This is a genomic window from Paenibacillus sp. TY11 (genome assembly GCF_059772165.1).
In genome coordinates, this window is record NZ_JCBAIQ010000023.1 from 43,740 (window position 1) to 66,861 (window position 23,122).

Genomic DNA, 23,122 nt, shown 5'->3' on the forward strand with positions numbered 1-23,122 from the left:
CACGGCGTTTAAATAATGACAATAGATTATGACTATGCCTCTTTATAATAACTGCTTTTGCCTACACCTTCTCGGCGGTATGACGTTCTTCACGTCCCGGGATTTTCCCCGTTTCCTCGTAAGCCTTGACGATGATATCAATTTCTTTTTTCAACTCGTCAACCATATCAGCCTCAGGTACTTTGCGAATCATTTTTCCATAACGAAACAAAAGGCCTTCACCGCGTGCTCCGGCAATTCCGATATCAGCTTCCTTCGCTTCACCTGGACCATTTACTGCACAACCCAGTACTGATACTTTAATCGGCACCTTGAGTTTTGCAATGTAGTCCTCTACCTCGTTAGCAATAGAGAACAGATCAATATCCAGACGTCCGCAAGTCGGACAAGAAATCAATGTAGCTGCGTTAGTGATCAATCCAAAAGTTTTGAGCAACTCACGTGCGACCTTCACTTCTTCCACCGGATCGGCACTGAGCGAAATACGCATTGTGGACCCGATGCCTGATGCCAGCAGGGCACCCATACCCGCCGCGCTTTTAACCGTTCCGGTAAAGAGCGTACCGGCTTCGGTGATGCCCAGATGGAGCGGATACTTAATAATTTCAGCTGCCTTCGTATAAGCCGCAATCGCCATAGGAACGTCAGACGCCTTCAGTGACACGATAATGTCATGGAAATCAAGTTCTTCCAGTATACCGATATGATACAGTGCGCTTTCTACCATCGCTTCTGGCGTAGGGTAGCCATACTTATCCAGTAAATGCTGTTCCAATGACCCGGCGTTCACACCAATCCGAATCGGAATCCCTTTTTCCTTACACGCCTTAACGACAGCTTCCACTTTTTCACGTCGTCCAATGTTGCCTGGATTAATGCGAACCTTATCAATTCCATTTTCAATTGCCAGTAGAGCCAGCTTGTGATTAAAGTGAATATCTGCCACCAGCGGAATATGAATCCGTTTTTTAATTTCCTTAATGGCTGCGGCAGCTTCCTCATTGTTGACGGTAACCCGCACCAGTTGACATCCGGCTTCTTCCAAGCGAAGAATCTCGGCTACAGTAGCTTCCACATCTGCTGTTTTGGTTGTACACATGCTTTGGATGATGACTTCATTGCTGCCGCCAATCGTCAGATTCCCGACTTTAACGGGACGTGTGTCTTGTCTTAAGAACATGCACTTTTCTCTCCCATTAACGCCAAACCTCCACCCCTTAAAACCTCATACGGGTTTAGTGAAGTGGAGATCCGGCTTCTCATGTTTTAGAGATCGCGAAGTATCAATCCTTAGGCGCTCTCTTCTTGTTTTTTATCCTTATCTGTACCACCGAGTTCCGGTGCGATTTTGTCTTTTACAACCTGCTCATTGATGACGCAAGTGGTCACATCCTCACGGGAAGGAACCTCATACATTACGTCCAGCATAATACCTTCGATGATCGCGCGAAGACCACGGGCACCCGTGTTACGCTTGATCGCTTCACGAGCAATGGCTTCCAGAGCATCTTGCTTAAACTCCAGTTGTACATTATCCAGCTCAAGCAGCTTCTGGTATTGCTTGGTTAACGCATTTTTCGGTTCGGACAGAATACGAACCAATGTGTTCTCATCAAGCGGCTCCAGCGTAGAAATTACAGGCAAGCGTCCTACAAATTCCGGAATCAGACCAAATTTCAAAAGATCCTCAGGCAATACCATTGAAGTATATTCGCCTGGTTTCAGATCTTTTTGTTCGCTAGTAGCGTTAAAGCCGATGACCTTTTTACCGATACGGCGTTTGATCATTTGCTCCAGACCATCAAAGGCACCACCGCAAATGAACAGGATATTCGTGGTATCAATTTGAATGAACTCTTGATGCGGATGCTTGCGACCACCTTGCGGAGGTACAGAAGCAACCGTGCCTTCCAAAATTTTAAGCAATGCCTGCTGTACACCTTCACCCGATACGTCACGTGTAATGGACGGGTTTTCGGATTTGCGGGCTACTTTATCAATTTCGTCAATGTAGATAATGCCGCGTTCGGCTTTTTCTACATCATAATCGGCAGCTTGAATCAGTTTCAGTAAAATGTTTTCAACGTCTTCACCCACATAACCTGCTTCCGTGAGGGAAGTGGCGTCCGCGATAGCAAAAGGGACGTTCAAAATTTTAGCCATGGTTTGCGCAAGCAACGTTTTACCCGAACCTGTAGGTCCAAGCATCAAAATGTTACTTTTTTGCAGTTCCACATCATCAATTTTGTTTTGGGTATTAATACGTTTGTAGTGATTATATACCGCTACAGACAACGATTTTTTCGCTTGATCCTGACCAATGACATATTGGTCCAGAATGTCACGGATTTGCATTGGTTTCGGAATGTCTTTCAGATCTACTTCTTCTTCATGACCCAATTCCTCTTCCACAATCTCCGTGCACAACTCGATGCATTCGTCACATATATATACGCCCGGTCCAGCAACAAGCTTGCGAACCTGGTCCTGAGATTTACCACAGAAAGAACATTTCAATTGTCCTTTTTCATCATTAAATTTAAACATAGAGCCACCCCTTTACAGATTAATCGGTTTAGACAGCACCTGGTCAATGATACCGTATGCTTTTGCCTCTTCCGCTTCCATGAAGAAATCCCGGTCAGTATCACGTTCGATTTTTTCGAGGGGCTGACCCGTACGCTCTACATAGATTTGATTCAGCTTGGCACGTGTTTTGATAATCCAGTCCGCATGAATCAGCATATCGGAGGCTTGCCCTTGAATGCCACCGAGCGGCTGATGGATCATGACTTCACTGTTGGTAAGTGCATATCTCTTGCCTGGCGCACCCGCTGTGAGCAGCAACGAACCCATACTTGCAGCCATGCCTACACAGATCGTTGATACGTCCGGCTTAATGAATTGCATTGTATCATATATACCCATGCCCGCAGTTACAGAACCGCCTGGCGAGTTAATGTACAAATTAATGTCCTTCTCTGGATCTTCCGCAGAAAGGAACAATAGCTGTGCAATGACGAGATTGGCGACATCGTCATCAATCGGGCCACTTAGGAAAATAATACGATCCTTAAGCAACCGCGAGTAAATATCGTAAGATCGTTCTCCTCGATTCGTTTGTTCCACAACCATAGGGACGAGACTCATCACGACCAACCTCTTTTCTTTATTAAAATGAACACCTGTATTCATCCGCATCCTTATGTCCCATTAAAACGGAAGCGGCAAGCATGAAACGTGAACACCTTACAAAATATTTTAACATGTTCAGAGTCTCGTGTCATATTTGCATGCGCTCATATATGCAGTGCGAGCTGTTCACAGTACGCTCTGCCGAGACCTTCTCATATTTAACCATGTTTCGTATGTATGTGCAAATATACGGTAGTGACTTATGTAAAACAAAAAAGCACGACTCACAGCACTTTCCATAAACGACTAAAATTTGGGTTGCCTAAGGTAAAAATAAGGCACGTAACTTTCACTACGTGCCTTATCCCTATCTAATTGCTACGTTGCAGCTTGTTACAGCATACTCCGTATATTTTATCGTCTGAATTATTCAGCAGCTTCAACTGGCGCTTCTACTTCTTTGCTGTTTTCCACCAACAAAGCGATCGTTTTGCGCAGTGAAATTTCTTCTTTCAGGTTAGCGAACGAGCCGTTGCCTTCCAGAATGCTGCGGATTTCCTCAACTGAACGTTTGTAAGCTTCAGCCATGTTTTTCAGCTCTTCATCAATTTCCGCTTCGGAAACTTCAATGTTTTCTGCTTTAGCCACTTGCTCCAGCACGAGGTTGTTACGTACGCGCTTCTCAGCATCAGCTTTCATTTGCTCTTCCAGGTCTTCCTTGCTTTGACCGGAGAAGCCGAGGAACATTTCAAGGTTCATACCTTGGCTACGCAGGCGGTTGTCGAAATCGCGAACCATGTTTTGCACTTCACTCTTCACCATTGCTTCAGGAATGTCGATTGTTGCGTTCTCAGCAACTTTCTCCACTACAGCACCCTCGCGGGCTGCTTTAGCTTCGTTTTCCTTACGCTCCAGCAATTGCTTTTTCAAGTCTTTCTTGAATTCAGCCAGTGTGTCAAATTCGCTTACATCTTTAGCAAATTCATCGTCCAGTTCAGGAAGAACTTTGCGTTTCAGTTCGTGAACTTTCACTTTGAATACCGCTTGTTTGCCAGCGAGGTCAGCAGAATGGTAGTTCTCAGGGAACGTTACTTCAACGTCCTTGGAATCGCCAGTGTGCAAACCAACCACTTGCTCTTCAAAACCAGGGATGAATGTGTTAGAACCCAGTTCCAAAGAATACTTCTCAGCTTGTCCGCCTTCGAATGGTACACCGTCCACGGAACCGTCGAAGTCAATAATAGCTGTATCACCGGATTGAGCAGCATCTTCATCAACGACAACCAATTCAGCATGACGTTGTTGCAGGCGCTCCAGTTCTTGAGCCAGTTCTTCGTCGCTTACTTCGAGTTTGCTTACAGGCACTTCTACGCCTTTGTAATCGCCCAAAGTCACTTCAGGTTTAACGGTAACCTTCGCTTTGAACTTGAAAGATTCGCCTTTAGCAAATTGATCAATTTCAACGTCAGGGCTGTCAACCGGGAAGATGTCCGTTTGCTCTACAGCTTGGCTGTAAGCTTCTGGCAACAGGATGTCAATCGCATCCTGGTACAGACTTTCAATACCATAGCGTTTTTCAAAGATAGGACGTGGTACTTTACCTTTACGGAATCCTGGTACACTTACTTGTTTTGCCACTTTATTAAAAGCTTTGTCGAGTGCAGCGGCTACACGATCCGCGTCAACCTCAACTTCAAGAACCCCAAGGTTCTTCTCTATTTTCTCCCAAGTTGCTTTCATTTTATGCTTTCCCCTCCAACAAAATCTTCACTTAGTTTTCATTACAATCAACGCACACAAAATAACCACTATAGTATATCTAACATTACTGTCTTTTTCAAGAGCAGCCCTTTGAATGCTTTACAGGTAAACGTTTCCGGTCATTAAGGAGTGTTCATTCCCGCCGCCACGAATACTCGCATCGACCGATACGCCTGCTCAAAACGGAAGCGCAGCGCATCTGTAATGCCGTATATAACACGGGTTTCTTCCTCATTATTGTTTCCGTTCAAACTTTCCGAAACCGTCTGATGGAGTGCCGCCGCCCAAATATCCGGCATTCCGTCCTCTTCCACCAACATTGATCTATAATCTTTCGTACCGTACACTGCCATCACAAACTGTGACCACAGCTCCTGTGCAAAATAGAATAGTGTAGGCTCATGCACCTCAGTCTGATCGGCCACCCGTTCCAAAATACGCATAATCGGCTCTGGAAAATCACCCGGCTGTAACGGAACCGTTTCAATGTCGATTTCCGCTTTTTCGTCACCCCGTCTGATTTCTATCGTCCCTTCCATTCCGCGTCGTCGCAGTGTCTGCAGAACACGGAATTGCAGCAGAGGATGGATTTCCCGTTCCGTAATCCAGCGAAGCAAGGCATCGTCGATTTCCGGCAGTTCCAGATAGGACAACTGTTCCAACGCTAAAATCGTCTGTTCGGATAACGGTTCATCCATAACCATCTGCAACAGCTTGTTGCCGTAGCCTGCATCCTGTTCCTGCTTAAAGCGTGCATGACGGCGAGCCAACTCTACTTCACTGACTTCGTCTTCTTCTACAGCGTCCGTTACCGCCCCGCTGTCAGCGTACTGTGGAAATGCAGCTTCCAGCCATTGTAATAGAGCGTTCCATTCATCGTATTGTTTCTGCTCCTGTCCCTGACACTGCATCAAAAAACGCAGCATCGCCATCGCCTCTCCGTAACGTTCGTTTTCAAGCATTACAGTAAGTTGAATTTGATAATAGTCCAGTGTCTTCGGAAACAATACAATATTATTTTCTTTTGTCGTCACCTTGGAGTCCTTTATTCAAGGCACCCCCTCTCCTCCGCAAGCTCAAGTATTTGTAGATTATATGAGAAACAGCAGCCGAAGTCCAACCACTCGTCTTCCACATATTCACCTGTATTCTAACATACCCTTTTATAAGGCAAAAAAAACTACGTCTACTCGGAATTTATGCTGTATAAAGCCTAAATAAGCGATATATGCAAAATAAGACTTGAATCTTTTTTGTCCATATGATATATTAATCTTCGCTTGAATTTTATGTCCCAGTAGCTCAGCTGGATAGAGCAACGGCCTTCTAAGCCGTCGGTCGGGGGTTCGAATCCCTCCTGGGACGTTATAACAAGAAGCTTCCATGATGGAGGCTTTTTTTGTTCTCATGAAAGATGATAACCCACGGGGAAACTTCGGACTATCGGCATCGAGCCTATACTTCGCAGTTGACCATAGGGATAGTACCTCTCCTGGTATACTATACAAAAAGCTTCCGCAAGGGAGCTTTTTCTCATTATAAATAATGTAGAAAAAGCTGTCTGCCCAACGCTGTTTTAGGCGCTGGTTTCAAGTGTCTGCTCTTTCAAAAAAACACAGAAATTGCTATCATCTATCATGTTGCATCACTTTTAAGTGAAGGAGGTAGGCTGACTCCCTTGACTACGAAAAAACTGCAAAAGCAGTGGGAAATTCATCGTTTTGTTGCCACTTTGCTTTCCATATTAGGTACTGGACTGGGTATGTTTTATCTCGCCATTCCGTCCTATATGATTGGTGGAGCGGCTCTTATCATCACACAGGGAATTCTGATCTATTTTACAATGTTTTCTCTCGGGTACCTGCTTATTATTTCGGGACCGCTGGCCATCCTTTTCCACATTCTAGGCATTGTTTTTACAGTACGATCTTTTCAAATTCCAAACCATGCGGATAGCGCGCCGACGGGTGCATCCTTGCCTTCCAAATGGCGCACTTTGCTCAGTCTCGCTTTGGGAGCTACACTTCTGCTTCTTGCAGTCACAATGAAATTCGTAGATATTATAGAGCCTTTTACACAAACAGGTGAAAATAAACGCAACGTAGCCGCAGAATCAGAGCAATATCTGGAGCAAAAATACGGAGAGGACTTTCAAATTCAAAATATCAGCTATCATAGTATACCCTCCACTGAATATACCATGGAGGCGATCTCTAATCGTCATCCTTCCGTCCTCTTTATCATGACCAAGCGTCCTTATGATGATGTCCCATTTAGAGAAAATTATCTTAACGCCCTTTGGGAGAGCCAACTGGACATGAAGCTCAAACCCGTTATACAGAAGCTATACGGTGAAGCAGCCGCTGTTCATTCTGGAGTGCAAGAAGGGAACACGGATAAGATGATCAAAGAATACGACGATTTTAAACAGAATCCAGAAGCGGTCGGCAATCAGTATATTCGTTTAATTGTATTCGCGGATCTAACTGACTCAGGGTTGCCATTGGAAAAAGAACGGATATTACAAACCGCGAAGGTTCTCAAGACAGTGTTGGCCGGAAATAAAGCCTCAATAGATATCAAATACTTCCCTTCGGCTATGAATACCAAACGAAATCTTAAGGCAATAGAACTAAACGATTATATGTTTGGTCAGGACCATTTTGATGAAAAGACCTATGAAGTCCAGATAGAAGACATTTATAAGCTTACATCAACAGAGAATATACAAATCACACCTCTTCACCGCGATGAGTAACAAGGAGAATAACTAATGAAGTTAATATCATGGAATGTAAATGGCTTAAGGGCCTGTGTGACCAAAGGATTTTATACTTATCTAAAAGAAACGAATGCCGATATTTTTTGCGTACAGGAAACGAAGCTTCAAGAGGGACAAATCCTCATGGAGAACATGGAGGAATACACACAATACTGGAATTATGCCGAGAAAAAAGGATATTCCGGCACGGCTATTTTCACTAAAATCAAGCCGCTTTCTGTGCATTATGGACTTGAAGAAAATGAAGAACCGGAAGGCAGAACCATTACTCTGGAATTCGAAAAATTTTATCTCGTCAATGTGTATACACCGAATACCAAACGGGACTTATCCCGACTGCCGTACAGACTGGAATGGGAAGATCGTTTCCGCAGCTATCTTCAACAACTGGATGCTAAGAAGCCCGTCATCATTTGTGGAGATTTGAATGTGGCTCATCAGGAAATCGACCTCAAAAATGCGAAAGCTAACTACGGAAATGCTGGATTCACGCCCGAGGAACGGGATCGCATGTCACAGCTACTCGACGCCGGATTTATAGATACCTTCAGATACTTTTATCCTGACCGGACGGATGTTTATTCCTGGTGGTCCTACATGCCAAAGGTGAGGGAACGGAATATCGGCTGGCGGATTGATTACTTCCTCGTCTCGGAGAGACTTCGTCCGCTATTGATGGATGCGAGCATTGATTGCCATATTACAGGCAGTGACCACTGCCCTGTTATACTGGATTTGCGAGATATTTCAGCATAGTTCCCCCTCACACAAGGATTTATGCAGTCTTAAAAAGCCGTCATGCTCTGTTATGTAGCATGACGGCATAAATTAATGGAGCTATATCCCCAAATACACCTCGATACGGGAAACCAACCGATTTCTCACATTCTGCGCCTCTTTTTGATCTAATACAGCCCCGTTTACCGTCTTCTTTTCTCCACTGGCATAATGCAGTACATACTGGGTCACTATGCAGTCCGGCGCATAAGTATCCTTGCGATTCGTATTAAAATAAGTCACCTGGCAACTTCCAAGAAAGCAGAAGGATAACTCTCCTGTATCTGTGAACATCCAGCCTGGCAACTTGGGCTCCAGCTTCAAGGATAGGCCCCTATGATCATAGCCAAACGGTTTCCCGCCCGTCATCATCCATATCCACATATGAATAAATTCTGCCGTAGATCCACTGAGCCTCGCAATATATCCCGTTCCATGTAAACTTGCATCAGGATTAGCACTGCTAGCAATAAAGGAACTGTTTTCCAGCGTACTTCTGCCGTAAACCTCAGCGTCCATAAAAGGCGGTAACGCTTTTTTTATGTCGGAAAAAAATTCAGTGTAAAGACCCATCCTTAAGCACTCTAGTAAATATTTATATTCCATATGCATAAATATAGATTCATTTTCCAGCCAACCCGGCGTAAAGGCTCTGGAACGACCGAGTTCAAACGGCTGCCCCGTCAGACTCTCATTTACCTTATACATGCCCAGCTTCCTGTCGTAAAGCCCGCTCTGCCTGATTTGCCGATACAGCTTCTGCCCATTTACAATGTCGCCAACCACTTTCATAGCCCGAGTCGGTCCCTCTAGAAAATATGGTGTATCCTTACGTTCGAAGGAATGTATGTTTACGTGCTTGCCCCCGCAGTCATCCTCCTGTACCTCGAATTCTCTGGCTTCATAATAAAAGAAGGTTGGGTATATCCCCTCACCGATAAGCAGAGCCTTATCCATCCCCTGTTGAAGCTTACGTTCAGCCTGGCGCAAAAACACCAGCACATCATCAAACGCTAGTGGTGTTTCTGCCCCTTCAAATCCAAAACGAACCGTTTCGCGATACGCTTCTCTAGCATCCGAAATCCGTGACCAGAAGCTGTAATCCTTGCTTTCATTCCTGTAATCAGCCTCATCAGAATCATGGTAGTATTCCTCCATTGTGAGCCTCAGCTGTTGGATCAACTTAGCAACTTCTCGCGGCAGCCGTAGCACAGAATCACCCGAAAGCTTCACCTGTGCATTTATTAAAAATCTTACGAGTCGCTGTAATTCACACAGTTCACTGAATCCAGAAGCAAACAGCCCCGGAAGTCCGTTCATGGAATCATTCCATCCCGGCTTGCCCGCCTCCATCTCAATTCCCAAGCCCTCCGGGTCCAGCGTGGACAGCTTGATGGCTGCTAATGACAGCAGCTTTTCATATAAATTGGACTTATAAATCTCTCCGCTTCCATGTTCGGTTCGAACCCAATAAACATCGCGATCCCGGGCGTGCAGCTGAGCTTCTTTCTCTTTGCTCTCTACGACCGCCCCGTACTGACGGATACGTCCGTCCTTCATCTGCACGTATTTGTTTCGACGTAGCTGTACCCATGCCGGACTGTCGTAATACATGTACTCTCTGGTCGCGAGCAAGAGTTCCTCTTGTTTGTCCGGATAGATACTTAGATAACTTTCGATTAGATCCATGTTATAAGTCCAATGGTCGATCCAGAAGCCTTCACCAAAATCAGCCTCATAGCATTGCTCGGAATGCTTGAGAGCTTCAGTCACAAACGTCTCAACCGTTTGCTTTAGTGCGATGTTACCATGAATTATATGTTGAATCAGCTCACCCGGGGTGAACGACGATTGGAAAAAAGCACGCAAAGACGAATGATCTGCCACCTCCACCTGTCCCAGCAACGGTTCCAGCTCTCGCACTTGAAAGCTACATCCTTTTACAACAAGCGGATTATACCCGTCCGGCTGAATCAGGCTCATAAACATACGGATATTGAAATCTCCTACGCCGGGGTTAAACCACACATCATTTCTCCGATTCTGGTTCGCATCACGAAAATTACCATTTCCTTGAGAATAGTATCCCGCCTGGAGTTTAAAGAAATTATAGTCCCGTTCCAAATCTCCATGCTTACGCGAAAATACATGATATACAAACGGATGCTCCGTGCCGTTGTCCAGCAACAATGGATAACCACCACGTAACAGGTTATCCAGATAGTTCTGACGGCAGTATTCGTCAAACAACGGAATGGATGTCCGCGTTGCCATTTCATCCGTTAACTCTTCGATCAACGCTTTGGCTTCCTCCGCCTTCCGCTCGATATAAGGCATGGTTGCAATTTCCGTAATTCGTTCATTGATAGATTGAATATCATTCACATGCCCGATGATCGTACAGTGATTTACGGCTGTACCTGCCATCAGTCGAGCCGTATAACCGCTAAACCCACATGGCACTTTATTCGTCGTCACAGGCTGCTGTGAAACCAGGTCTTCGACGCGTGTACGGATAAAGCGATCAGGGAAGGTCAGTGCCGTATTTTCACCAAATATACCGGACGGATCAACAATTGGACTCAATAGCCTGATCTTGCCCTCCTGCTCCACAAAGCTGTACATAAAGTGTCCCGCTTCAATTTGGTGGATCTCACTTGTATCCGCTGTACTTCCACGCACCTTGTAGTAAGGAATGCTGTTCTTCAGATTATACACATCCATCCAGCTTTTCAGTGTATGTCCAAGCTCCTTGTACGCCGCATTGTCAATACCGAAGGGCAGTACGGCAGGCATTCCGTCCAGCACCTCCAGTTCAAGCTCCTGGGCGGAATGATTGACAATCTCAACTTTGCGCACCAACGCAGCGTAGCTTTCATTGGGAAGCGTGAAATATTGCACACGCACCTCCAGCCCTATGTCCGGAATTGAGCTATGTATTTCCAGCATATGACGGGATATCAGCATTTTTTGCTGTTCACGCTCCATAGGACACACAGCCGAAAATGGCTCCGCATAGATCCACTCATTCTGCCTCTTTACCTTTAAAAACGTTCGAAAGCCGTGTATCGGCACGAGACTATAGCTGCGGTTGGCCGGAAAAAACTCCATGATCGCTCCGTTCTTATCCTCTACACCAAAGCTTGCGATTCCTTGTCCACGGTTAACATAATACGTCCACAGCGGAATTCCCTGAACACCAGCAATACCGGGTAGAAAACTGGAAAAGGGCTTGGCTTGCGCAAAATTTTCAATCACAAAACGTCCTTGATCGTCAAAATAATACCGCTGCATCGTGCACCCCTTTTCTTTTAAAACCCGTTATTCGCCATCACTTGCTTGAACCACAGCGCACTTTGTTTGGGTGTCCGTTCCTGGGTGTCGTAATTGATGTGTATAATACCAAAACGTTTGCTGTAGCCCCAGGCCCATTCAAAGTTATCGAGGAATGACCAGACAAAATAGCCCTTAAGCTGACCTCCCTCCCCAATAAAGCGATGGCATACCTTTAAATGTTCCTCAATGTAATGCTGACGCCCAATGTCCTCAATCTTCCCATTTATCAGTTCATCCTTCATCGCTGCTCCGTTTTCCGTAATCAGAATGGGTAAGCCCTTGGTAAAATCCTTCTCAATCCGCGTTAGCAGCTTATAAAAGGATTCAGGGTGAATCTCCCATCCCATATCCGTTACCGGTTCCTCTATCTGAACCTGCTCGACCTGAAGCAACGAAGCGTCTGTAGTCGCTCGAATGATGCTGCGGGCGTAGTAGTTGATGCCCAAAAAATCCCCTGGCTGCTGAATCAGCTCCATATCACCAGGCTGTACAAAATTCAATCCGTTCAGGTACGCCCCGTACCATTCCACCATATCCTCAGGATATTTCCCGTTAAACAACGGCTCGGCAAACCAACGATTAATAAAGCCATCCCGCCGGACGGCAGCGGCTACGTCCTCGGGTCGTTCAGAAGCTGCATCCACATGTTCCATGTTCAGTGTAATGCCGATGTTGCCCGTCAGCCCCTTTTCCTTGTGTAAATTGATGGCGACACCATGACACATCAGAATATGATGGGCAGCAGTAAAGGCTTCCCTCCAGTTCTCATGGCCGGGAGCATGCTCTCCTGTACCATAGCCTAAAATAGAGGCGCAATAGGGCTCATTTATCGTATTCCACCAGCTTATACGCTGTCCAAATCGATCCATGATTACAGAGGCATACGTTTTAAAATGTTGGATAATCTCTCGCTGCGTCCAACCGCCCTCGTCCTCGATCCACTGTGGTAGATCCCAATGATACAACGTCAGCATCGGAATTAGCCCGGCCGACTCAATCTCATCCAGCAGACGCTCATAGAAGAGCAGCCCCTGTTCGTTAATCACGCCGGATGCGGGAATAATGCGCGGCCAGGCCACGGAAAAACGGTAATGTAAAAAGCCAAGCTGCTTCATTAATTGCACATCTTCCTTAAAGCGGTGAAAATGGTCACAAGACACATCTCCGCAGTCCCCTCCTATCACCTTTCCGGGTGCTCGACAGAAAGTATCCCAAATAGAAGGCGTTCTTCCCTCTTCATCCACGCCACCTTCAATTTGATAAGAAGAGGTCGAAGTTCCCCACATAAACGTGGCGGGAAATACAAAGTTATTCTCACTCATACTCGGTATCATCCTTTCAGGAATCAAGACTTCACAGCTCCGGCCATTGCACCGCCGACAATAAAGCGCTGGAGGAAAATATACAAAATAACGAGCGGTAGTGTAACAACCAGGATACCGCAAGCGAGCAGCGGCCAGTTGTTCATGTATTGTCCGTAGAAGGAGAACAATCCCTTGGTCACTGGCTGATACGCGGGATCAGACAAATAAATGGTAGGACCTATAATGTCATTCCATGCTCCAATGGCTGTTAAAATGATGCCTGTTGCCAACACCGGCTTCATCAGCGGTACAAGAATCGTAAACAAATAACGTGAATATCCGCACCCGTCCATGGCAGCCGCTTCATCCAGCTCTCGGGAGACAGACTTGATATACCCCACAAACATTAGGAAAGCGATGCCGGTACCTGTTGTTTTCAGCAAAATAAAACCAAGCTGGGTATTGTAAAGTCCCAGACTATTAATCAGAGCAAATTGCGGAATCAGCGGATTCGGGAGATACATGGATATCAGGAAAAACACATAAAAGAAGGTGCTGAACTTGACGTATCCCCGCGCCAGCGGAAAAGCCGCAAACACGGATATAATCAGTGTTAATAACGTAGATACACCTGTATACAAAATGCTGTTCCACATGTATTGAGAGAAATTCCCTTTTTCCCAAGCATCCATAAAATTCTCCAAGCGCAGACTCTTGGCCAGAGCTACGGGATCCATCAGATACTCACTTTGAGTCTTCATCGATACATTAAAAAGGTAGAAAAGCGGGAATACATACAACGAAAGCATGAGCAGTACGATGATGTAGCTCAGTATTTTGGCTCCTTTGGTACTGCTCATTACATTTCCACCTCTCTTCTACGTAAGTAATACAGGGCAATCATCGATACCGTAAACACGAACACGAACTGGATCATAGCAACTGCGGAAGCAAGGCCGTAATCTGATGTCCCAGAGCCAAAGGCTGTGGCATATACGTCAAACGCAAGTGTCGTCGTGTTGAATTTACCACCTGTCAGCACATAAATAATGTCAAAGGTCTGCAATGCGCCGATAATGGACAGCAGCATATTGACGGTAAAGGACGGTGCAATCATCGGAAAGGTAATATTTTTGAACGCTTTCCATCCAGAGGCACCGTCCATATACCCAGCTTCATATAAGTCACTGGGGATGGATTGCAGTCCGGCTAAGAAAATAGTCATCGAGTAACCCATGTACATCCAAATTTGCACAAAAATAATCAATTCAAATGCAATATCGTAATCCCCGAAGAAGTTGGAGCTGGTTCCAAAAAAGTTCATCAAGGCTTGCGCAGGACCCCCAAGCGGATTGGCAAGCAGCTGCCAGATCAGGCCGGATACCGTTACCCCCAGCACAACAGGCAGGAAAAATACAGAGCGATATAACACATCCCCTTTGAGCTTCTTATTAATAAGGATGGCCATGAACAGCCCCACTGCATTTTGAATCACAACCACCGCTACGGCAAAATATAAGGAACGGCCAATCGAAGCGATGCGATCTCCAGAATCGGAGGAGGTGAAAAAGGTCGTGTAATTCTCGAATCCGATAAAATTCCACGTCTGTCCCGGAACCCCGGTAGCATTTGTAAAGGAAAAAAGTACGGTTACCATAGAGGGTCCAAAACCAAGAAGCAAATAGAGCAGCACCGGAATACTCAGCAAAAGATATGGCATTATCCGGGCAGCACCCTTTCCGAAGGGATACATGGGTCTCACACCTTTTTACATTATTATGGGAGCTTTACAGTTGCCAATTTGTATTCCTGTAAAATCTATGGATTTATTTAGGGGCTGCCGCATCCCAGTCTGCCTGAGATTTCTGGGCAAGCTCCAAAGGCGTCTTTAACGGACCGGCAGGCGCCAAAAATTCCGCATGTACGCTGGCTTCCTTAATGTACTGTCCAACATTCTTACGATTGATAAACAACTGATCCCAAGAGAGCTTGAAGTTTTCCAGTGAAGGCTGGATCTCATTAACAAAATCGCTGCTTATCTTCACATCAGACTGTGTTGGCAAAAATCCAGCAGCGTTCACAAAATCCGTATAGTTCTGCTTCTCGGAGAGCATTTCAAGCCATTTGATCGCATATTCCTTGTTTGGTGACTTTTCCAATACCATCCAGGTCATATCGTACTTGCCTGCAAGGTTTTTATTTTTGGCGGGATCGTTACTGCCTGGAATCGGGAAATAACCAAATTTCAGCTCTGGATTGGCTGTCTGGATCGTAGTTGCATCCCACGTACCATCCGCAATCATAGCTACACGCCCTGAAGCAAACAAACTTGGCAAGGTTCCATAGTCAATCCCCATAAATCCACCAATGGCGTTGTTCATCAAAATTTGTGTTTTTTCCAGCACCTCAAGCTGTACGGGGTCTGTCAGCTTCGTCTTACCTGTCCACAGCCCTTTGATATATTCCAGCTGATCATCATGGATAGAGGCCTGAAGTCCTTGGACAGCAAGGTTAATAGGCCATACATCCTTACCGCCGAAACCTATTGGTTCTACGCCGTTATCCTTGAGCACCTTCATAACATTCACCAGTTCGTCCCATGTCGTGGGCACAGCAAGATTGTATTTTGCAAAAATCTCTTTGTTGTAAAATAGACCTGTCAGTGCCACCTTACCCATATTTACACCGTATACTTTGTCGTTATAGGTCATGGCATTTTTGACATCTGTAGGATTATAGTTTTTCATAAAAGCTTGATCCGACAGATCTGCAATGAGCCCTCCGTCAATCCACTGCTTCCACATCGGATCAGCTGCTCCCTTAGACCATTCCTGCGGAGCGCCTACGAAGCTGAATTTCAGAGGAATAATGTCTGCATCACCGGTTGAACCAGCATTCATACGCGTTTGCATCAGTTGATCATAAGTTGAATCAGCAGGAACCGTCGTATACTCCACCTGAACATCGGGATACTTCTCTTCAAATTTTTCATTAAACTCCTTTATATAGTTGTTAATATTTTCCTGTTGCCAATGAATAATCTTTAATGTGACCTTTTTATCCCCGTTCTGTCCAGCTTCGCTACCTTTGCCGCAAGCGGCCAGCACCACGATTAAAGCGGTTACAATAAGTAAAGAAAAACACTTTTTTAGCATTGCAAAATTCCCCCTGTAATCTTAGAATAAATGCATTTACACTTTACGAAAGCGGTTTAGTTAATTACAGCTACTATTATGTATCGAATAGTCTGTATTTGTAAATAGAGATTTGTAAATTATCAAAAAAAACATAATCCACCGTTAAATTAAACTTATTTCCCCATAATATATTAGGCTACATCCTTTAGGAGCACTGTTGACTCTCTTCTATGAGGTAGCATAGAATACGAGTAATCATTGAATTTAGAACGCAAAGTTAATTTAACTAAATCAGTTTAGTTACGGAGGATTCCATGAATATAAAAACAATAGCCAATATGGCAGGCGTTTCAGTGGCAACGGTTTCGAAAATCATAAACAATTACACGGATATCAGTGAGGAAACCCGGCAGCGGGTGCTTAAAATCATGGAGGAAACAGGCTATAGACCCTCCTCCTCGGCTAAAACGCTTGCTACCAAAAAATCAAATCTGGTAGGCGTTATATTCGCTGGCAAGCTGAATGTCGATTTTAGTCATCCTTTTTTTGTAGATATCATTAATGTCTTCAAAAAACAGATTGGCTTGCTCGGTTACGATCTGCTGTTTTTTTCGAATGAGAAGTTTCTGGATAATGGAGAGGACTATTTGGCTCGTTCGAAATATTTTTCAGTGGACGGGTGCATTATTATTGCTGGTGATGAGGTGGAGAAGAGTGTTTTTGATCTCGACGCCAGCCCCATCCCCTGCATCGGTGTCGATATTGAACTAACCGGAGCCAGTTCCTGCTACATTATGTCCGACAATCAGAAGATCTCAATGAAGGTTGTTGAGCATTTTTACATGAATGGCTACCGCGATATGGGTTTTATAGGTATTGAACGCCCATCCTTGGTTATTAAAGAGAGAGAAGAAGCCTTTATCGCTTCACTAAAACGGTTTAGTCTTGATGTCAGACCTGAATGGATTGTGTATGGTAAGGACTACGCAGCAGAAGATGGATACCAGATTGCGAAGGCGTGGGTACAGCAAGGAAATTTACCAAAAGCTATTTTTGCGGCTACCGACCTGCTTGCCTTTGGTGCCATGCGTGCTTTCAAGGAAAGCGGCTTGAGGGTACCCGAGGATATTGCTGTAGTGGGATGTGATGATATAGAAGCCTGTCGTTATACCGACCCTCCACTGACCACTGTAAAACAAGACAAACAAAAAATAGGCCGTCTAGCCGCTATGGTGCTGTTTGACCTAATGAATAAACAAATGGATACGAAATGTATTAAAGTAGAGCCGGAACTAGTCATTCGTAGCTCCTGCGGAGCCCGGCAAAATTGGAACCATACGCGGGTCAAGGGTTAACACACACCTTAAAAAGGTGACTCCTGATGAATTCAGAAGTCACCTTTTTGCAGTTTAATATCAAGAGACCCTTCGTTTAAGCTATTACTTGTAGGCCATCGTCGCGTTCACGGCCTTTTTCCAGCCTTCATACAGGCTGTCACGTGTTGCATCATCCATAGTAGGGGCAAAAGAACGTTCCACCCTCACCCGCTTACGAAGTTCATCCATACTATCCCAGTATCCAATAGCCAATCCTGCCAGACATGCAGCACCCAGTGCCGTTGTCTCATGGATAACAGGCCGTTCCACCGTAGCATCCAGAATATCGCTCTGGAATTGCATCAGAAAATTGTTCAACACGGCTCCCCCATCCACCCGCAGCGTCTTCACTGCAATACCTGAATCGATCTCCATGGCTGTGAGCACATCCTTGGTCTGATAAGCAAGTGCCTCCAGTGTGGCACGGATAAAATGCTCCTTCGTGGTACCCCGTGTCAGGCCGAACATCGCTCCACGCACCTCACTATCCCAGTAAGGACTGCCCAGTCCGACAAAAGCGGGTACAAGATACACTCCTTCTGTAGAGGAAACACGGGCCGCATAAGGCTCACTGTCCTTCGCTTCACGGAACATGCGCAGCCCGTCTCGTAGCCACTGGATCGCCGACCCCGCTACAAACACACTCCCCTCAAGTGCATATTGCACTTTGCCTTCCTCCAGTCCCCAAGCGATGGTCGTAATCAGGCCGTGCTTGGATTCAACCGGCTGATCCCCCGTATTCATCAGCATGAAGCAGCCTGTGCCGTAAGTGTTTTTGATCATCCCTTTTTCGTAACATGCCTGACCGAACAAGGCTGCCTGCTGGTCACCTGCTGCACCGGCGATCGGTACATTCTGACCAAAGAAATGATAATCCACGGTGTGCGCATATACCTCGGAAGAAGGTCTTACCTCAGGCAGCATGATTTTCGGAACACCAAGAATGTCCAACAGCTCTTCGTCCCACTTTAGCTCATAAATGTTGTACATCAGCGTCCTGGCCGCATTGGAGTAGTCCGTCACATGTGCCGTTCCGCCGGACAGTTTCCAGATCAGCCACGAGTCAATCGTACCGAATAACAAGTCACCTTGTTCCGCCTTTTCCCGCGCACCCTCTACATGATCCAGTATCCACTTTACTTTAGTGCCTGAAAAATACGGGTCGATCAACAGCCCTGTTTTGCTGTGAAACAGCTCCTCATGCCCTTGCTGCTTCAATTCTTCGCAGATATCCGAGGTTTGGCGTGATTGCCATACGAGTACGTTGTACACGGGCAATCCTGTATTTTTGTCCCACACGGCCACCGATTCTCGCTGATTGGTAATGCCGATGGCAGCAATTTGGTTCGCTTTTACACCGGATTCGGAAAGACAGGATGCAATGACTCCCAGAATAGAGCTCCAGATTTCATTCGCATTTTGCTCTACCCAGCCGGGATGAGGAAAATATTGCGGAAATTCCCGTTGAGCCGAGTACACCACATCTCCTTCGCTATTGAACAAAATCGCTCTTGAGCTTGTCGTTCCCTGATCTAGTGATAAAATATATTTTCCCATCGTTCATCTCTCCCCCTGTAAATCATCGTTTTTACGCTGTAAGTTTGTGATCCATTTTATGACTTTTATAAGTACGACTGATACGAAAGGTAATCAAGAGTACAATCACAATGACCCCTAGCAAAATCCAGAAAGTCGGAGTCACAATCCCCTTAAAAACAGCCTGATAAAATAGCCCTGCGAAAGATCCCCCTAATAGCGGTCCTACAATTGGCACCCAGGCATATTTCCAGTTGGATGCTCCCTTACCGGGAATCGGTAATAAATAATGCACCAGACGCGGACCAAAATCTCTCGCTGGATTGATAGCATAGCCCGTCGTGCCTCCAAGGGATAAACCGATACTGACAACCAAAAAACCCACAATCAGCGGTTTCAAGCCCTCTGTAAATGAATTGGCACCAAACGACTGCAAAGCAAGAACAAAGATGAAAGTACCTATCATTTCACTAAGCACGTTGGCAAACGGATGATCAATAGCCGGTCCTGTTGCAAATACACTGAGTTTGGTTGCTGTGTCCTCCGTCTCTTTCCAGTGGGACCAATAATGCAAAACCACGATCGCCGCACCCGCCATGGCCCCAAGAATCTGAGCCACAATATAGCCGGGAACATCCCGCCATGGAAAAACACCCTGAAATGCCAATGCCAGTGTCACTGCCGGATTCAAATGCGCTCCGCTGATTTGACCCACCGCATACACCGCAACAGCAACCGCGAGCCCCCACCCCATTCCGATCACAATCCAGCCGGAAGCGTGGGCAAATGACTTTTTCAGGGACACCCCTGCACACACTCCGCCACCTAGGGCTATAAGGATCATTGTCCCTATGAATTCGGCTGCGTATGGCGACATACAACCTACCTCCTCAATAGATCATCCGATTTTAATCGCTTTCATCGCGCAAAAAAGGAAAAGCCATCACAAACCAACCCCGTGCCTATACCATGGGATGTCTGCGTGGCTCTCTTGTCTCCGTCACGATTATTAACTTAAATTTGATATTATATAAGCATGTAAGCGATGTCAACTGCGGATTTACGTCTTTTCATATCCCAAAATAATCGTTGACCATGTCAGATTCCCCGATTTATGATGTAAAAAAATGGGCAAAAATAAGGATTTCAGGATGGATACGACGCTCCCAAACTCCATGAAGAAGGGAAGAATGTTATGCTGAAATTTCTGCAAAAAATCGGCAAGTCGTTAATGCTTCCAGTAGCCACACTACCCGCCGCAGGGATTTTGCAAGGATTAGCTCTGATTAACTATGAAACGGATATACCGCTGGGTCCCGGAGTTGGTGGATTTCTGAATCATTATGTCACTCCTTTTCTGAACGAGGGGGCGGGTGCCATCTTCGCCAACCTGGCGCTCATTTTCGCCATCGGTGTTGCCATTGGTCTAGCGGGGGACGCGGTAGCCGCACTTTCGGCAGTCATTGCCTACTTAGTGCTGACCCGAATTTTGGCGGCAGTGCCGGGTATATTTGCATATATTCCAGACGACGTTAAGCTGGACATGGGCGTATTGGGTGGTATTTTTATCGGCGGATGGTCTGCTTTTCTGTTCAAAAAATATCACAATATTCAACTCCCGGATTGGCTTGGCTTCTTCTCAGGCAAACGTTTTGTCCCTATGATTACCGCCTTCACGACCATGATTCTGGCCATTCTGCTCGGTATGATCTGGAGTCCGATACAAGATGGGATTGCAGCTTTCGGCAACTGGATTGTCGGCTTTGGTGGAATTGGGTCGATGGTATTCATGGTTGCGAATCGGCTGCTGATCCCGCTCGGTTTGCATCATGTGTTGAACTCGATCGCGTGGTTTCAAATTGGTGACTACACCAATGCTGCAGGTGAGGTTGTTCATGGTGACCTGACGCGTTTCTTCGCAGGCGATAAATCGGCAGGTATGTTCATGTCCGGCTTCTTCCCCATTATGATGTTCGCTCTGCCGGCAGCGGCCCTCGCATTCATTCATACAGCCAAACCGGAAAAACGTAAAGCAGTCGCTTCCATCTTCATCGGTTCTGCGGTGGCATCATTCCTGACTGGAATTACCGAACCCCTCGAATTTTCATTTATGTTCATTGCACCATTGCTTTACGGCGTTCATGCTCTGCTGACAGGTCTGAGTGGCCTAGTCGTGTATCTCCTGGATGTCAAACTCGGTTTTTCTTTTTCAGCAGGACTCATTGACTATCTGGTCAATATGAAGCTCTCCACCCACCCATTGCGAATGATCCCAGTCGGGCTTGCCTTTGCCGTCGTATATTACTTCCTGTTCCGATTCATCATTCTCAAATTCAACCTAAAAACTCCCGGACGTGAAGACGATGTAGAAGACAGTCTCCTGTCTGACGCTAACGAATCCGTACCCAATAAAAAGGCAAGTACCACATCCGACACTCAGTTCAGTCAGGCAGACAAGGTACTAACCTACCTCGGCGGTTCAGACAATATCCAAAGCATTGATGCCTGCATCACACGGCTGCGTCTCGTCGTCAAAGACGACAAAGCGGTTAACGATCAAGCTCTCAAGCAGCTTGGAGCGTCGGGAATCATCAGGCTTGGTAAAGGTACGGTACAGGTTATTTTCGGTACTCGGTCCGAAATTCTGAAAGATGAAATACAGCGGTTGATGTAAGTAAAAGGGTATCTCTTCAATCATCGAGATACCCTTTATGATTGCCGTCAATCTGCCAATAACTTGGATACACCTAAATTAAGGTGTCATATACACGTTGTTACATGTATTATTTTCCTTTAAGCACTTATCTTAGTGATTGGTGCTGTGCGCTCTTTTTTGTTTTAAGAATAACCGTTCACGACATACTTTTACCTTTATCTGCGCAAAGGCATAGACGACGCCGAAGGAGCAGGCCACAGTCGTCAGATAAACCAAAAGCAGCGCCATAAATAAAGGAAGCTGACTTATCAAGTCACCGAACAAGCGCAGCACGATGACCAGAATGAATACGTTCGCTGTAAAGGCCCGGTACGCGTAAGTCGAGAACCATTTGTAATAGGGAAGTGAACGGGAATTCACGCTGATCAAATGCCTTGCCAGCATGTAAATCAGGAAAATCACTACCAAACTGTACAAGGTCATGGACGGCTTCAGATAAATCAGATTGCCAAATGACATATCCTCGAATCCAAAGCTGAAAAATTCGCGATTTGTCCAAATGAGAATAAGCAGCATTACCGGAATGAGTATGAACTGAATCCGTCGAAGCACCCCGTCGAATTGTTCCTTATATACCCAAGCGATTCCGCCTAGTAGAGCATAAATAAAATAACTGACGAAAAAGCGGTCAAGGTATAGCAGACTGGTCGCATAAGGACCTTGGAATACAAAGGTATAATACATCCATACCCAGGCTCCGAAGATCATGAAGCTCACAATAAGCAGCGGAATGACCCGCAAAGGCTTAGCCAGATACTTGTAGCAGACGAAAATAATGACTGGCATCAGCAATTGAAATTGCAACATCATCACCGTGTACCAATACTGCGGTGATGAATTACCGAGCACATAAGACTCAATGAGCGTCCAAAACGAAGTAACGGGTTGATTAACCTGTATGTCCGGGAAGAAGAGCAAGCTGGCTGACGCCCATAGAAAATAAGGAATCACGAGCTCGCTGAATTTTTCCTTGTAAAAATGAGATACCTTGGTATGCTGATTATTCTTCACCATTCCATACACGATGGCAAAAATAAAGACTGGTGCGGTATATTTCACTAAATTATAAATAACGCCTAGTAAGGCCAGATCCGCGTTATTATGGGCATACTTCAGTAACATTCCCAGAACGCTTTGCAGGATGGCTCCGCTGACGGCAAACACCTTTAAGATGTCACTTTCATTAATATTAACTTTTTGGCCTGTAGTGTTTTCCATAATACGCACTTCCCCTTTGAGAGCAGATGTTTGCATACGTCAAA

17 protein-coding genes and 1 tRNA gene are annotated in these 23,122 nt (G+C 45.6%); 5 read left to right on the top strand and 13 right to left on the bottom strand.

What is annotated here, in order from left to right; translation table 11 throughout:
- Positions 1–61: 61 nt before the first annotated feature.
- The 5 genes from ispG to AC6EJC_RS21940 form a co-directional block, all read right to left on the bottom strand.
- A complete protein-coding gene (ispG, locus tag AC6EJC_RS21920) occupies positions 62–1,180 on the bottom strand; it encodes a flavodoxin-dependent (E)-4-hydroxy-3-methylbut-2-enyl-diphosphate synthase (RefSeq protein WP_025718670.1) in 1,119 nt (372 codons plus the stop codon).
- 110 nt (positions 1,181–1,290) lie between these two features.
- Positions 1,291–2,547: an ATP-dependent protease ATP-binding subunit ClpX gene (clpX, locus tag AC6EJC_RS21925; protein WP_013311623.1), complete on the bottom strand. Its 1,257-nt coding sequence runs from the start codon at positions 2,545–2,547 to the stop codon at positions 1,291–1,293.
- 12 nt (positions 2,548–2,559) lie between these two features.
- The gene (clpP, locus tag AC6EJC_RS21930) at positions 2,560–3,150 is read right to left on the bottom strand and encodes an ATP-dependent Clp endopeptidase proteolytic subunit ClpP (RefSeq protein WP_016324659.1); all 591 of its coding nucleotides are present in this window, start codon (positions 3,148–3,150) and stop codon (positions 2,560–2,562) included.
- A 411-nt stretch (positions 3,151–3,561) separates the two neighbouring features.
- Positions 3,562–4,875 carry a trigger factor gene (gene tig, locus AC6EJC_RS21935; protein WP_444955780.1) on the bottom strand — a complete coding sequence of 438 codons (1,314 nt, stop codon included), beginning with the start codon at positions 4,873–4,875 and terminating at the stop codon, positions 3,562–3,564.
- 143 nt (positions 4,876–5,018) lie between these two features.
- Positions 5,019–5,930, bottom strand: coding sequence for a hypothetical protein (locus tag AC6EJC_RS21940; RefSeq protein ID WP_444955781.1), 912 nt, complete (start codon positions 5,928–5,930; stop codon positions 5,019–5,021).
- 257 nt (positions 5,931–6,187) lie between these two features.
- Here AC6EJC_RS21940 and AC6EJC_RS21945 point away from each other — a divergent pair.
- The 3 genes from AC6EJC_RS21945 to AC6EJC_RS21955 all read left to right on the top strand — a co-directional run bounded on the left by AC6EJC_RS21945 (position 6,188) and on the right by AC6EJC_RS21955 (position 8,434).
- Positions 6,188–6,261 (top strand) — tRNA-Arg (locus AC6EJC_RS21945).
- A 313-nt stretch (positions 6,262–6,574) separates the two neighbouring features.
- Complete coding sequence (locus tag AC6EJC_RS21950) at positions 6,575–7,654, top strand: hypothetical protein (RefSeq protein WP_444955782.1); 1,080 nt, start codon at positions 6,575–6,577, stop codon at positions 7,652–7,654.
- A gap of 15 nt (positions 7,655–7,669) precedes the next feature.
- Positions 7,670–8,434, top strand: a complete 765-nt coding sequence (locus AC6EJC_RS21955; protein ID WP_444955783.1) for an exodeoxyribonuclease III — start codon at positions 7,670–7,672, stop codon at positions 8,432–8,434.
- A gap of 81 nt (positions 8,435–8,515) precedes the next feature.
- On the opposite strand, the gene AC6EJC_RS21960 is transcribed toward AC6EJC_RS21955, so the two are convergent.
- From AC6EJC_RS21960 to AC6EJC_RS21980, 5 genes are all read right to left on the bottom strand, one after another.
- Entirely contained in the window at positions 8,516–11,749 is a 3,234-nt protein-coding gene (locus AC6EJC_RS21960; protein ID WP_444955784.1) for a cellobiose phosphorylase, read from the bottom strand.
- Positions 11,750–11,766: 17 nt separating this feature from the next.
- The gene (locus tag AC6EJC_RS21965; protein ID WP_444955785.1) at positions 11,767–13,113 is read right to left on the bottom strand and encodes a GH1 family beta-glucosidase; all 1,347 of its coding nucleotides are present in this window, start codon (positions 13,111–13,113) and stop codon (positions 11,767–11,769) included.
- 23 nt (positions 13,114–13,136) lie between these two features.
- Entirely contained in the window at positions 13,137–13,955 is an 819-nt protein-coding gene (locus AC6EJC_RS21970) for a carbohydrate ABC transporter permease (protein ID WP_444955786.1), read from the bottom strand.
- Entirely contained in the window at positions 13,955–14,848 is an 894-nt protein-coding gene (locus AC6EJC_RS21975) for a carbohydrate ABC transporter permease (protein WP_444955787.1), read from the bottom strand. The genes AC6EJC_RS21970 and AC6EJC_RS21975 overlap by 1 nt, the downstream gene beginning before the upstream one ends.
- A gap of 73 nt (positions 14,849–14,921) precedes the next feature.
- Complete coding sequence (locus AC6EJC_RS21980) at positions 14,922–16,250, bottom strand: ABC transporter substrate-binding protein (protein ID WP_444955788.1); 1,329 nt, start codon at positions 16,248–16,250, stop codon at positions 14,922–14,924.
- A gap of 296 nt (positions 16,251–16,546) precedes the next feature.
- Between AC6EJC_RS21980 and AC6EJC_RS21985 the strand changes: the two genes are divergently transcribed.
- A complete protein-coding gene (locus AC6EJC_RS21985) occupies positions 16,547–17,587 on the top strand; it encodes a LacI family DNA-binding transcriptional regulator (protein ID WP_444955789.1) in 1,041 nt (346 codons plus the stop codon).
- An 84-nt stretch (positions 17,588–17,671) separates the two neighbouring features.
- Here AC6EJC_RS21985 and glpK read toward each other — a convergent pair whose 3' ends face one another.
- Both glpK and AC6EJC_RS21995 read right to left on the bottom strand, forming a co-directional pair.
- The gene (gene glpK / locus AC6EJC_RS21990) at positions 17,672–19,165 is read right to left on the bottom strand and encodes a glycerol kinase GlpK (protein ID WP_444955790.1); all 1,494 of its coding nucleotides are present in this window, start codon (positions 19,163–19,165) and stop codon (positions 17,672–17,674) included.
- Positions 19,166–19,196: 31 nt separating this feature from the next.
- Entirely contained in the window at positions 19,197–20,021 is an 825-nt protein-coding gene (locus AC6EJC_RS21995) for an MIP/aquaporin family protein (RefSeq protein WP_444955791.1), read from the bottom strand.
- A 318-nt stretch (positions 20,022–20,339) separates the two neighbouring features.
- On the opposite strand from AC6EJC_RS21995, the gene AC6EJC_RS22000 reads away from it, so the two are divergent.
- Positions 20,340–21,818, top strand: a complete 1,479-nt coding sequence (locus AC6EJC_RS22000) for a PTS transporter subunit EIIC (protein WP_444955792.1) — start codon at positions 20,340–20,342, stop codon at positions 21,816–21,818.
- Between the two features lie 132 nt (positions 21,819–21,950).
- On the opposite strand, the gene AC6EJC_RS22005 is transcribed toward AC6EJC_RS22000, so the two are convergent.
- Positions 21,951–23,078, bottom strand: a complete 1,128-nt coding sequence (locus AC6EJC_RS22005; protein WP_444955793.1) for an acyltransferase family protein — start codon at positions 23,076–23,078, stop codon at positions 21,951–21,953.
- Positions 23,079–23,122 lie beyond the last annotated feature (44 nt).

Coding starts and splice junctions, on each gene's coding strand:
- ispG (WP_025718670.1), bottom strand. CDS start 1,180: ATGTTCTTAAGACAAGACACACGTCCCGTTAAAGTCGGGAATCTGACG.
- clpX (WP_013311623.1), bottom strand. CDS start 2,547: ATGTTTAAATTTAATGATGAAAAAGGACAATTGAAATGTTCTTTCTGT.
- clpP (WP_016324659.1), bottom strand. CDS start 3,150: ATGAGTCTCGTCCCTATGGTTGTGGAACAAACGAATCGAGGAGAACGA.
- tig (WP_444955780.1), bottom strand. CDS start 4,875: ATGAAAGCAACTTGGGAGAAAATAGAGAAGAACCTTGGGGTTCTTGAA.
- AC6EJC_RS21955 (WP_444955783.1), top strand. CDS start 7,670: ATGAAGTTAATATCATGGAATGTAAATGGCTTAAGGGCCTGTGTGACC.
- AC6EJC_RS21960 (WP_444955784.1), bottom strand. CDS start 11,749: ATGCAGCGGTATTATTTTGACGATCAAGGACGTTTTGTGATTGAAAAT.
- AC6EJC_RS21965 (WP_444955785.1), bottom strand. CDS start 13,113: ATGAGTGAGAATAACTTTGTATTTCCCGCCACGTTTATGTGGGGAACT.
- AC6EJC_RS21970 (WP_444955786.1), bottom strand. CDS start 13,955: ATGAGCAGTACCAAAGGAGCCAAAATACTGAGCTACATCATCGTACTG.
- AC6EJC_RS21975 (WP_444955787.1), bottom strand. CDS start 14,848: ATGTATCCCTTCGGAAAGGGTGCTGCCCGGATAATGCCATATCTTTTG.
- AC6EJC_RS21980 (WP_444955788.1), bottom strand. CDS start 16,250: ATGCTAAAAAAGTGTTTTTCTTTACTTATTGTAACCGCTTTAATCGTG.
- AC6EJC_RS21985 (WP_444955789.1), top strand. CDS start 16,547: ATGAATATAAAAACAATAGCCAATATGGCAGGCGTTTCAGTGGCAACG.
- glpK (WP_444955790.1), bottom strand. CDS start 19,165: ATGGGAAAATATATTTTATCACTAGATCAGGGAACGACAAGCTCAAGA.
- AC6EJC_RS21995 (WP_444955791.1), bottom strand. CDS start 20,021: ATGTCGCCATACGCAGCCGAATTCATAGGGACAATGATCCTTATAGCC.
- AC6EJC_RS22000 (WP_444955792.1), top strand. CDS start 20,340: ATGCTGAAATTTCTGCAAAAAATCGGCAAGTCGTTAATGCTTCCAGTA.
- AC6EJC_RS22005 (WP_444955793.1), bottom strand. CDS start 23,078: ATGGAAAACACTACAGGCCAAAAAGTTAATATTAATGAAAGTGACATC.